Raw genomic sequence first — 11,243 nt, 5'->3', positions numbered from 1 at the left:
GCCGGCAGCAGGAACAGCGTCTCGAGCCGCTTGTCGCGGATCAGCGCCTGCGGCAGCTTGGCATCACCCTGGATGACGTTGACCAGATCGTAGACGACCCGGCGCTCGGCGCCCATGACCAGATCGAGATTGCGCAGACCGACGTCGAAATCGACGACGACAACCTTCTCGTTGCGCTGCGCGAGTGCTGCGCCGAGTGCCGCGGTGGAGGTCGTCTTGCCAACGCCACCCTTACCCGAGGTAACAACTATGACCTTACCCATATCCCCTCTCCTGCTCCTGAACCAATTCGTCTGTTAAATGAGCCGCGATGCCATGATCGCGTCGTTTTCGAGCCAAAGCTGCGCGGAGTGGCCGCGCAGGTCCGCGGGCAGATCGTCCGCGGTCTTGTAAATGCCGTCGATCGCCAGAAGCTCGGCTTCGAGCTTGCGGCAGAATATGCGCGCCGATGCATTGCCGACGGAACCCGCAAGCGCCCGGCCGCGCAGCGCGCCGTAAATATGAATGGAACCGCCGGCGATCACTTCGGCGCCCGAGGCGACCGAACCGATGATCGTCACATCGCCTTCCGGGAAGATGATCGACTGGCCGGAGCGCACCGGCTCGTGCAGTACTATCGAGGAGAGCGGTGCGCGGGTGATCACCTGCGGTGCCACGACCTGCACCGGCTCTTCAGCCTTCGGTGCGGAACCCTTTGCAGGCGCAGGCGCCGTTTCCGTCACCTCGACATCCGGCGCCGGGCGGCCGCCCGTCATGCCCGGAGGCATCGTCGCGTCAAGCTGCGAGGGACGCGCGCCTTCGATCCCCATGATCCGCACATTGCGCTCGGCGAGAGCCGCAATCATCGATTTCAGCAGCGCCCGGTCCGCCTGCAGGTCCGAAACGTCGAGAACCACGGGACGCCCCAGGAAGAATCCTGCCGAGCGCGAGGCCAGATCGTCGAGCCGGACCAGCCACTCCTCGAAGGGCAGATCGGGCGTCAAAACGACCGCCAGGAACGAACGGCCTTTGATACGGATGGAGCGTGCGTCGGTTAACACATTAGCAATCTTGGTTAATTTTTGATTGCTTCGGTGTAGCTGCTTCGTGGTTAACAAATAGTTAACGCGGGGCTCCCGGCCGCTACATTCGGTTAACGGCCGGGGGGCTTTGCAAAGGGCCGTGGCAGACGCGCCACAGGCTACTTTATCTCGACGGCGAGGTCCTCGACCTTGGGCGCCGTCTTGACCAGTCCCATCTGCTGCATGAAGGCGCCGAAGCGCTCGTAGCGGCCGGTATCGAGAGCGGCGGGGCGCTTGGCGAAGCGCGGCAGCGTGTCGAAGAAGGCCTTGCGGTTCAGCTCGTCATTGAGATCAGGATAGGCCTTGATGAACATCTGCCAGGCATCATCGGGGTGGTTGGTGATGAAGACGGAGGCCTGTTCGATCGCACCGAGGAAGCGCGGCAGCCGCGAATCGGCGGCCGAATCGCGATGGGCGATGAAGATCAGTTCGTCATAGGGCGGCACGCCGTTTTCTTCCGGGTAGAAGGCCATGCCCTCATGACCCTCGAGCTTCATCTGTGTCAGCTCGAAATTGCGGAAACCGCCGACGGTCGCATCGACCTTGCCCGCGATCAGCGACGGCGAGAGCGAGAAGTTGACGTTGACGAGCTCGACATCGTCCTTCTTGAGACCGGCATTTTCGAGCATCCGCTTCAGCATCGCATCCTCGAAGCCGGTGACGGAGAAGCCGACCTTCTTGCCCTTCAGATCGGCGAGGCTCTTGATCGGCCCGTCGGCCAGCACGGTCACCGTATTCAGCGGCGTTTCGACCAGCGTGCCGATGCGGACGATCGGCAATCCGGCTTCATGATCGAGATAGAGATTGGGCTGGTAGTGGATGCCGATATCGGCCTGCTTGGCAGCGACGAGACGCGGCACCGCGGAGGGATCGGCAGGCGGAATGAGGGTGACGTCGAGACCAGCCGCGGCGAACAGGCCCTTCTCTTGAGCGATCACCATCGGCGCGTGGTCCGGATTGACGAACCATTCGAGCATGACCGTCAGCTTGTCGTTGGCGAAGGAGGGCGACGCGAGGGTCGCGATCGCAAGGAGAGTGGCGGATATCAGACGCAGCATGTTTGCTCCATGATTATGCGGGAAGAAGAAGTCAGTTCGTGGTTGCCCATGGGGTCCAGCCGGAGGTGAGCCTGTCGACGGCGACGCGGCAGATGACGGTCATGGCGGCGAGCACGGCCATGGCGGCAAAGACCATGTCCGTCTGCATGCGGGCATTGGCCTGGACCATGACGAAGCCGAGGCCGGAGGACGCGCCGACCCATTCGCCGATCACGGCGCCGAGTGGCGCGAGGGGTGCAGCGATCCTGAGGCCGGAGACGAGGGACGGCAGGGCGAGCGGCAGGCGGATCCGCATCAGCGTCTGCCAATGGCTGGCCTCGGTCAGCGACACGGCATCGAGAATATCCCGCTCGGTGCGGCGCAGCCCGTCGGCAAAGGCGGAGGCGACGGGAAAGAAGATGATGATCGTCGCCATGGCGATCTTCGAGGCGATGCCGAAACCGAGCCAGATAACCAGGATCGGCGCCAGCACGAAGACAGGGAAAGCCTGCAGGATCAGTACCATCGGCCAGACGAGCGTGGCGGCAGCCGGAAAGGCGGCGAGCGCGAAGGCGACGGCAGCGCCCGATATGGCGCCGCAGAGCAGGCCGAGGACGATTTCGAGCGCCGTCGTCAGGCTCTGCTCAAGCAGGAAGAGCGGCTGCCTGCCGAAGACGGCGACGACGTCGGCAGGCGACGGCAGAATGAAATGCGCGGGCGCGAAGACCCAGATGACCGCCTGCCAGAGAGCGATAAGCAGGGCCACGCCGCCGAGGGCGTTGAGCGGACGCATCGCTAGGCCTTCGCGCGGGCCGGATGCGGGAACGGAAAGACAGACATGACGAAGCGATCTCCAGACAGAATTGGAGATCCAGGCAAAGCGAAGAAGAAGGGGAGATACCGCCGGTATCTTGTTCCGTTCCTACGCCGGCATGACCCGGATCAGGTTCAAGGGTCCGGCTCACCGCCATCTCAGCATCGTCAGATGCTCCCCTCGGAATGGGCGGAACCTGTCGTTTTCCCGGCCTGAAGTCAATGGCGCATCTGTCGCAGGCCGGTCGCCAGTCTTGTATTCCGGGGTCTCAGCTACAAAATTAATTAGAGACTTTTGGATCAGGCACCCTACTTGACCCTTAAGCATTAGGGAGACCGAATATGAAATTCGTTATTCTCACCGCGCTGGCTGCCTCACTTGCCGGCATTTCCGCTCAGGCCGCGGACCTGACGCCGCCGCCCGCCCCTGTCGAGCCCGAAGCGATAACACCTGTCTTCACCTGGTCCGGCCCCTATATCGGCGCCGAGGGTGGCTATAGCTGGAACACCTTCGATCCTTCCGGGGCATCGGATGTCGATGCCAATGGCGGCATTCTCGGCGTCTTCGGCGGCTATAACTATCAGTTCGACAACAACTGGGTTGTCGGTGTCGAAGGTGACGTCCTGCACAACTGGAACAAAGAGGATGTAGCCTTTGGCTCGGTCGAGACGACCTGGCAGGGCTCGGTTCGCGCCCGCGTCGGCTATGCCTTCGACAATGCGCTGATCTACGGCACCGCCGGCTGGGCGATCGCCCGGGCCGAGGCCAATCCGGATGTCGGGCCCGACGAATCGGATACGCTGAACGGCTGGACGATCGGGGCCGGCATCGATTACGCCTTCACCCAGAATATCTTTGCCCGCGGCGAATATCGCTACACCGATTACGGCAGCGGCAATTTCGGCGCGGCTGGCGGCGATTTCGACCTGAACCAGAACACCATCATGATCGGCGTCGGCGTCAAGTTCTAGGCGCCACTCGTTCTCTCCAATGTAAGGGCACGCCTTCATTCAGCGTGCCCTTTTCTATGATCGCCGGTACGCTTTCCAACATCTCGTGGAAAACCGGAACACCGTGTTGCACTAATTTAGGACTTCGACAAAAGTCATTCCCATCATGAGGAATGCTCACATGCTGTCGGGTCTCGGAACAATCACCATCACGGACGAGAACTATAGTGAGCATGTCGCCTTCGAGCTCGGAGAGCGCGATGGCCTGCTTTTCGGCGGCGAGGAAGTGCTGCGCAGAGCGCAGCGGGCCAAGAAGGTCTTCCTGTTTCTGCTGACCTCGCGGCGCGAATTGCGTATCCGCATTGCCAATGTCGAGCATAGCTGCGCCAATTTTGTCGTCATCAGCGAGCCCCTGCCCGCCGCCTGACATGCGAATGGCCACGATGGCCTGAGCGCATCGTGGCCGCCCTGACGCCGCCTGTGAGGGCAGGCCGCGCCTTAGTTCAGGTGTTCGAAATCCGCCATGTTCTTCTGGGTGACGAGCTGGAAGGGGATCCAGACCTCGCGGTCGAGCTTCTCGCCCTTGATCGCCTTCATCGCGGCATCGATCGATCCCTTGCCCTGGCCCTTGGCATCCTGAAACACGGTGACCTTGAGATCGCCTGTCTTCATCGCCTGCAGCGCCTCGGGCGTCGCGTCGATGCCTGAGACGATGATCTTGTCGGTCGAGGCGCCGGCGGCCTTCAGCGCCGAAATCGCGCCAAGCGCCATCTCGTCATTATTGGCGATGATGGCATCGAATTCGACGCCCGATGTCAGCCAGTTGGAAACCAGATCGGCGCCGTTGACGCGGCTCCAGTTGCCGACCTGCTCCTGGGCGACGTTGATGCCGCTGCATTCCGGCGTCTTGACGACATCGTGGACGTCCTGCGTGCGCTGGCGTGCCGCCTGGCTGGTGAGATCGCCGATCATGATGACGACATTGCCCTTGCCACCGAGCATGCGACACACCTCCTTGGTCTGCAGCGTACCGGATTCGGTTTCGTTGGAGCCGACGAAGGCCTGCTGCTTGCCGAGCGTGTTGAGGTCGGTCGGTTGAACGTTGACATAGATGAGCGGGATGCCGGCATCTTCGGCAACCTTGCTGAGAGCGGGCGTGCCATCTGAATCGACGGGGTCAACGATGATGGCGGAGACGCCGCCGGCGGCAAAATTCTTCACCTGATCGAGCTGCTTGTTGACGTCGGTCGTCGCATCTTCGATCTGCAGCTCCACGCCGATCGACTTGGCGTAGTCTTCCATGCCGTTGACGATCAGCGTCTGAAAGTTATTCGACAGCGTGCCCATCGAAACACCGATACGGTCGGCGGCGTGCGCCTGCGACGCAAGCACCAGCGCAACGGCGCTGGTGGTCAGCAATTTCAGCATGTTCTCTCCTCCCAGAGATAAGGCGGCGCCAGGCGGCCGCAGGAAAACGTTAGCCGGGGAAGGCCGTGCGGTCCGCCGATAATTTGATGAAAACGCCTCATTTGCAGGGCATCCGCATAGCAAAAAAGGCCCGGCTCTGAAGCCGGGCCTTTCTCGGTCGCTCGCTTGGGAAATCAGTCAGCTCGCCTGCTGCTCGCCGCGCGCCTTCTTTTCGGCGCGGCGCCTTGCCTGCTCCATGAAGCGCTTGTCCATGCGCTCCTGGGCTTCGGGCGAGCCGTCGTGAAAAGTGCCGAACCACTTGTCGAGCGGGATGACGCCATCGGCATAATTGCACTCGAAATACTTGTGATGGAGATAGTGGTCGTAGCTGTGGGTATCGATGGCGCTCTCCTCGCCGACGACGATCTTGTCGAAGCCCGCGTGGCCGGGTGCCGGGGCAAGGCCCGCATGTGCCAGGTGGAAGATCGCGTGCACTGGGTTGGACGGGACGATCCAGTGGATCAGCACACCGGAGAAATAGAGAAGGTGCTCGATCGGGTGCATGGCGAGACCGGACCAGGGGCCGGGATTGACGTTGTTATGATGCAGCTTGTGGACGGCATGATAGAGCGGCGGCCAGTGGATGAGGCGGTGCACCAGATAGAAGTGCAGGTCGCGGAAAGTCGGAATAAAGAACATCACGACGGCGCAATAGACCGGGTGCTCGGCGAAGGACACATAGGGAATGATGCCGTTGGCAAAAGCCCAGAGCGTCAGCACCTCGAAGGCGGTCCAGATCGGAACGGCACTGGCAAAGGTCCAAATGACGTTGTCGACCGTCTGGTTGCCGAACAGGAAAGCATCGTTGCCGACAGAGGGCCATTTTGCGTTGAACTTGAAGCTCGTGCCCTGCTTCTTCTGCATGTAGAGGCGCAGATGGAAGGCGCCGAAGAAGACCAGCACGATCGCCGCATTGCGGATGAGCAGATAGGCGATCCAGCCGATCGAGAAGGTCTTTGCCGTCTCCAGCGACGGCGTGGCGTAGAGCCAGAGCAGGGTGCCGATCACCGCGTAAAGGACGTTCCAGGGCATCAGATAGCCCGGATAGCCAAACAGCCATTTCAGGAAACGCAGCGGCTGGACCGGCCAGATGAACACAGGCGGATACTGGATGAGCTTGAACGGCGCCCAGTCGCCGCGTTTGTTGCGTTTGCCGTATAGTGTGTCGTCCATCTGAAATCCTCCAACTCGTGAGGCAAAAATTACCGCAGCCGCAGGGCCAATTCCCATCGCTGTTTTGATGTGTTTTGATCAATTGCGGTATTTCGCCCGAGAGGCTGGAATGCTTGACTGTCCAGGCGAGTTTGGGGGAGGTTTTGATGAAAAAGACGACGCTGCAGGATGTCGCCCGGGAGGCACGACTGGGGATCGCCACCGTCGAGCGGGTCATCAACGGCCGCGGCGGCGTCACCGAAAAGACCGCCGAGAAGGTCATCCGCGCCGCCAAGAAGCTCGGCTATGGCGAGCGTTCGACCGAGACCCATCGTGGCGCAATCCGCATCGAGGTCATTCTTGTCAGGCCAGAGACGTCGTTCTTTGCCCGGCTGAACCAGGCTTTCGAGCGCATCTCCGCTTCGCTCGACCGCGCCGTGATCCTGCACCGCACCTTCATCAAGGAAAGCGATCCGATCGGCATGGCGCACCACATCGCCAATCCGAGCTTTCGTCGCTCGGGGCTAATCATCTGTTCGCAGGATCATCCGAAGGTGATCGAGGCGCTACGCCAGGTGCGTGCCTCAGGCGTCGAGGTCGCCCAGGTCGTGACCCGGTGCGACGACGCGGAAGTCCCCTATCTCGGCATCGACAATTATGCGGCTGGCCGCAGTGCCGCCTATTATATGTCGGGCATGCTGGCCGCACGTCCCGGTCATTTCGCTGCCATCTGCCATAGCGGCTCCTACTCGAACCACCGCCAGCGCATCCAGGGATTTTCCGACTATATGGCCGAGCGCGGCTCCGAAGGCCACGCGCTCTCGCTGGTGATGATGGGCCGCGACGACGATCTGCAATGCGCCGAGCTGCTGGGAGAAGCGCTCAGGCGCGACCCCGAGATCATCGGCGTCTATTCGGCCGGCGGCGGTGACGAGGGCGTTGCGATCGTCCTGCAGCAATGGGCGAAGCAGCGGGATATCTTCTGGGTCGGCCACGAGCTGACCGAAAAGAAGAAGCGCTATCTCGAAAACGGCCTTCTCGACATCTGTCTCGACCAGGCGCCCGAAGTGCAGGCGCGCCGCTCGGTCGATCTCATCCTGCGCAAGCTCGACATCATCCGCACCGAGGTCATCACCGATCCCGTGCGGTTCATGACCGTCAGCGCGCAGAATCTTTGAACACCATACCCGGGAGGTAGGCCATGCAGACCCTCAACGTCTTCCAGTCGCTCTGGGCGATGGAGCTTCGAAGCGCGAGAGAACCGGAGCGATCGCTGGAGGAAAATATCCGCCTGATCGCGGAGGCGGGCTTCGATGGTGTCAGCGCCCACTGGTACGATCGCGACTATGTGCAGAACCTCGCCAGCCTGTTGAAAGAGCATAGCCTGAAGGCGGAGGGTCAGTGCTTTCCGAAGACGATCGACGACTTGAAGCCGGCGCTGGAGAATGCGGCGGAGTTCGGTGTTGCCCATCTCTGCCTGCAGCCGGATGTCCGGTTGCGCCGGATCGAGGATTGCCTGCCGCTGCTCGAAGGCTGGCATCGTCTGGCCGAAGAGGCGCGCATCCCTGTCTTCATCGAGACGCATCGCGACCGGATGACGACGGATCTCTTCTTCACCCTCGACCTGATGGACCGCCTGCCGGATCTGAAGCTTCTCGGTGACCTCTCGCATTTCCTGGTCGGCCGCGAATTCGCCTGGCCGGTTTCCGATGAGAACCACGCGCTGATCAACCGCATTCTCGACAGTTCCTGGGCCTTCCACGGCCGCGTCGCCTCCCGCGAGCAGGTGCAGATCGAGATCTCCTTCCCGCATCACAAGCCCTGGCTCGATCTCTTCATGACCTGGTGGGAGTATGGCTTCCTCAGCTGGAGGGGACGTGCCGGACCGGATGAGGTGCTCGCCTTCACCTGCGAGCTCGGCCCGAAACCCTATGCGATCACCGGGCGCGATGGCGAAGACAGCACCGATCGCTGGCATGAAGCCCTGTTCCTGAAAGACGAGATCAGAGCGCTCTGGTCGCGGCTCTGAAGGATCAGCAGATCAAACGCGGTAGAGCGCGGGTTTTTCGTGCTGAGCCACGGCAACCCGCTCCCCCGATTTCCAGGCTTGCAGGCAGGCCTTGGTGACCTGCATCGCCATGAAGCCATCAAAGGCGCTAGCCCCGGTCGGCGTTCCGCTCAGGATACCCGCCGTCCATGCCTCCAACTGCGCGCGATAGGCCTGGCGGAAACGCGGGCGCCAGTCGGCGGGCGTGCGGAAGCCATCGTTGCCTTTCACGCGCAGAGACGTATGGGGCGACGGATCGAGCGCCACCGTCCCGTCCTCGCAGACGAGCTCGGCGCGGACATCATAGCCATATTGCGCGTCGGTAAAGATCTCGATGTCGACGACGACGCCCGAAGCGGTTTGCAGCAGGATGAATTGCGGCTGGCGGTTCGGCGCATTGCGCGTCGCCGGAGGGCTTGCGACGTAGGCCGAGACGATTTCCTCGTCGAGCAGGAAGCGGGCGATGTCGAATTCGTGGCCGGCGGAATTTGCGATGACGAGATCCGAGGTCAGGTAATCTGGCGCAACCGCATTGCGGTGAATGCAATGGAGAAACAGGGCGCGGCCGAACTCGCCCGTGTTCAGCGCCTGCTTCATCTCGCGATAACCAGGGTCGAAGCGGCGCATGAAGCCGACCTGCACCAGGCGGCGGCCGGCTTTCTCCTCGGCGCGGATGATCTCTTCGGCTTCCGGAAGGCTTGAGGCGAGCGGCTTTTCGACGAGAACCGGCTTGCCGGCGGCAATTGCTTTCAATGCCAGCGCCGCATGCGTCTCATCGGGCGAGCAGACCATGACGGCGTCGATCTCGGGATCGGCGATCAGCGCATCGGCTTCTGCGATCACCCGCACGCCAAGCTGCCCGGCGACGGAAATCGCCCGCTCGCGGCTGAAATCCTGCACGGCGACGAGCCTTGCATTGGCGACACCCTCGGCAAGGATTGCGGCATGGTCGCTGCCCATCACGCCTGTGCCGATAATGCCGATCCTGATCTCTGCCATTGAATTTCCTCCCAGAATTTCGCAGATCCAACCCTAGCCGCGTGGCAGCAGGGATTTCAAGTTCACTGCAGGCGAAGTCAGTTCGCTTGCGTCGGGTGTCGCATGTTTGGCGATCAGCATCTCGGCGAGCCGGATGTCCTTGGCGATCCTGTTGCCCGGACCCCAGCCGCTCGCCGAGACGAGACGGCCGTTTTCGGCAAGATGGAAGAGAATGAAGGCGTCCTCGCCGATATTGCGGCGCACTGCTGACACTGCCTTATCCGCAAGCCCCGCGATCTGCAGCGTGTAATCGAACTGATCCGACCAGAACCATGGCACGGCTTCATAGGGCCCGGCGTCGCCGAGCATGCTTGCCGCCGCATGGGCGCCCTGATCCTGCGCATTGCGCCAGGCTTCGAGCCGGATCCGCCGCCCGTCATAGGGGAAGGAGCAGCAGTCGCCGGCAGCGAAGATGGCAGGATCAGACGTCTGTAGTGTCTGATCGACGGCAATGCCGTTTTCGATCGTAAGCCCTGCCTGCGCCGCGAGCTCGACGCGCGGCTGGGCGCCGATACCGACGACGAGCATATCGGCGTTCACCACAGTCCCGTCAGCCAATGTCAGGCTGACGCCGTCGCTACTGCCTGTGAGGCGCTCGATCCCGAATCCGCGAAGAATGCTGATACCGTTTGCCTCATGCAGCGCCTGGACTTTCTCGGCAATCGCCTCCGGCACGGCCCGCATCAGGATGCGCGGCAGCGCCTCGATGACGGTCACCTCAAGGCCGCGCTTTCGTGCCGAAGCGGCAAGTTCGAGACCAATGAAACCGGCGCCGATAATGGCAAGATGGCTGCCTAGCGACAGTCGCCCGGAAAGACGCGCCGCTTCGTCATGGGTGCGGAGATAGAAGACATGTTCCAGACCTTCGGCAGCCGGCAGCCGCCGGGGTGAGGCACCGGTTGCGAGCAGCAATTTGTCATATTGGAGCGTGCGGCCGCTCGCCAAACGGACCGTCCTGCTGTCGCGATCGATCCGGACCGCCGCGTCATCGGTGACAACTGCTATCCCCCGCTCGGCAAAGGCAGCGCCTTCGGCAATGAAGGGTGGCAATGCGCCCTCTGACACCAGCATATGCTGCTTGGAAAGCCGCGGGCGCTCGTAGGGCAGATGCGGCTCTTCGCCGACAAGCGTGATGCTTCCATCAAAGCCTTGCTCGCGCAGCGCCATGGCGGCCCGCGCCCCACACTGCCCGGCCCCTATGATGACGAAATCGGCCATCGGCATCACTCCAGACCGAGATAGACCGCGCCATCCTCGACCTTCACGGGGTAGGTCCTGAGGTTGACGCAGACGGGGGCGCCACGGGCCTCGCCGGTGCGATAGTCGAAGCGGCCGTTATGCTTCGGACATTCGACGATGTTGTCCATGACCAGCCCGTCAGCCAGATGCACCTTCTCATGCGTGCACATGCCGTCGGTCGCAAAGAACTTGTCATCGGGGCTGCGATAGACCGCGAATGTCCTGCCGGCGTGATCAAAACGGATCACATCCTCATTCTCGACATCGTCGATCTCGCAGGCCTTGATCCAGTTGCTCATCCCATCCTCCCGAAGTTCATGGCGTTTGATCGGAAACTAGGCGAGAGCGCCTGACTTGGCGGGATAATTCTTGATCAAATTCCATCAATCGCATCGGCGCCTGACAGCGCAGGACCAAGCTTGGGCGACCGTCAACATT

At 61.9% G+C, this 11,243-nt stretch carries 13 protein-coding genes and 1 riboswitch (1 of these 14 cut by a window edge); of the genes, 4 read left to right on the top strand and 9 right to left on the bottom strand.

The genetic code is table 11. The annotated features are described in order from the left end of the window. The 4 genes from minD to ACEN84_RS26400 all read right to left on the bottom strand — a co-directional run. Nucleotides 1-263 carry the beginning of a septum site-determining protein MinD gene (gene minD, locus ACEN84_RS26415; protein WP_112718510.1) on the bottom strand. It extends 553 nt beyond the left edge of the window, so the window shows 263 of its 816 coding nt (coding positions 1-263); its start codon is at nucleotides 261-263; its stop codon lies off the left edge, out of view. Between the two features lie 33 nt (nucleotides 264-296). Beyond that, entirely contained in the window at nucleotides 297-1,049 is a 753-nt protein-coding gene (minC, locus tag ACEN84_RS26410) for a septum site-determining protein MinC (RefSeq protein ID WP_413712495.1), read from the bottom strand. 131 nt (nucleotides 1,050-1,180) lie between these two features. After that, a complete protein-coding gene (locus ACEN84_RS26405; RefSeq protein ID WP_413712250.1) occupies nucleotides 1,181-2,119 on the bottom strand; it encodes an ABC transporter substrate-binding protein in 939 nt (312 codons plus the stop codon). Between the two features lie 31 nt (nucleotides 2,120-2,150). Then, complete coding sequence (locus ACEN84_RS26400) at nucleotides 2,151-2,891, bottom strand: ABC transporter permease (RefSeq protein WP_413712249.1); 741 nt, start codon at nucleotides 2,889-2,891, stop codon at nucleotides 2,151-2,153. 109 nt (nucleotides 2,892-3,000) lie between these two features. Further along, nucleotides 3,001-3,103, bottom strand: a riboswitch (TPP riboswitch). A gap of 150 nt (nucleotides 3,104-3,253) precedes the next feature. On the opposite strand from ACEN84_RS26400, the gene ACEN84_RS26395 reads away from it, so the two are divergent. Next, a complete protein-coding gene (locus ACEN84_RS26395; protein WP_199625869.1) occupies nucleotides 3,254-3,883 on the top strand; it encodes an outer membrane beta-barrel protein in 630 nt (209 codons plus the stop codon). 160 nt (nucleotides 3,884-4,043) lie between these two features. Next, nucleotides 4,044-4,289, top strand: coding sequence for a hypothetical protein (locus tag ACEN84_RS26390; RefSeq protein WP_112718516.1), 246 nt, complete (start codon nucleotides 4,044-4,046; stop codon nucleotides 4,287-4,289). Between the two features lie 71 nt (nucleotides 4,290-4,360). Here the strand turns inward: ACEN84_RS26390 and ACEN84_RS26385 are convergent, their stop codons facing one another. Continuing rightward, nucleotides 4,361-5,290, bottom strand: coding sequence for a sugar ABC transporter substrate-binding protein (locus tag ACEN84_RS26385; protein ID WP_199625867.1), 930 nt, complete (start codon nucleotides 5,288-5,290; stop codon nucleotides 4,361-4,363). A gap of 177 nt (nucleotides 5,291-5,467) precedes the next feature. After that, nucleotides 5,468-6,502, bottom strand: coding sequence for a sterol desaturase family protein (locus ACEN84_RS26380; RefSeq protein WP_413712248.1), 1,035 nt, complete (start codon nucleotides 6,500-6,502; stop codon nucleotides 5,468-5,470). 146 nt (nucleotides 6,503-6,648) lie between these two features. On the opposite strand from ACEN84_RS26380, the gene ACEN84_RS26375 reads away from it, so the two are divergent. Then, entirely contained in the window at nucleotides 6,649-7,659 is a 1,011-nt protein-coding gene (locus tag ACEN84_RS26375) for a LacI family DNA-binding transcriptional regulator (RefSeq protein WP_413712247.1), read from the top strand. A 23-nt stretch (nucleotides 7,660-7,682) separates the two neighbouring features. Continuing rightward, nucleotides 7,683-8,510, top strand: coding sequence for a sugar phosphate isomerase/epimerase family protein (locus tag ACEN84_RS26370; RefSeq protein WP_413712246.1), 828 nt, complete (start codon nucleotides 7,683-7,685; stop codon nucleotides 8,508-8,510). A gap of 12 nt (nucleotides 8,511-8,522) precedes the next feature. Here the strand turns inward: ACEN84_RS26370 and ACEN84_RS26365 are convergent, their stop codons facing one another. From ACEN84_RS26365 to ACEN84_RS26355, 3 genes are read right to left on the bottom strand one after another with little or no spacing between them, the layout of a single operon-like run. Then, complete coding sequence (locus ACEN84_RS26365; protein WP_413712245.1) at nucleotides 8,523-9,527, bottom strand: Gfo/Idh/MocA family oxidoreductase; 1,005 nt, start codon at nucleotides 9,525-9,527, stop codon at nucleotides 8,523-8,525. A gap of 33 nt (nucleotides 9,528-9,560) precedes the next feature. Continuing rightward, the gene (locus ACEN84_RS26360) at nucleotides 9,561-10,784 is read right to left on the bottom strand and encodes an NAD(P)/FAD-dependent oxidoreductase (protein WP_413712244.1); all 1,224 of its coding nucleotides are present in this window, start codon (nucleotides 10,782-10,784) and stop codon (nucleotides 9,561-9,563) included. 5 nt (nucleotides 10,785-10,789) lie between these two features. After that, nucleotides 10,790-11,104 carry a MocE family 2Fe-2S type ferredoxin gene (locus tag ACEN84_RS26355; protein WP_130280899.1) on the bottom strand — a complete coding sequence of 105 codons (315 nt, stop codon included), beginning with the start codon at nucleotides 11,102-11,104 and terminating at the stop codon, nucleotides 10,790-10,792. Nucleotides 11,105-11,243: the final 139 nt, after the last annotated feature.

It is taken from the genome of Rhizobium sp. Rhizsp82 (genome assembly GCF_047325115.1).
Taxonomy (GTDB): domain Bacteria; phylum Pseudomonadota; class Alphaproteobacteria; order Rhizobiales; family Rhizobiaceae; genus Rhizobium.
The sequence above is the reverse complement of the archived record's forward strand: the minus strand, read 5'-3'. Positions and strand labels throughout refer to the sequence as shown.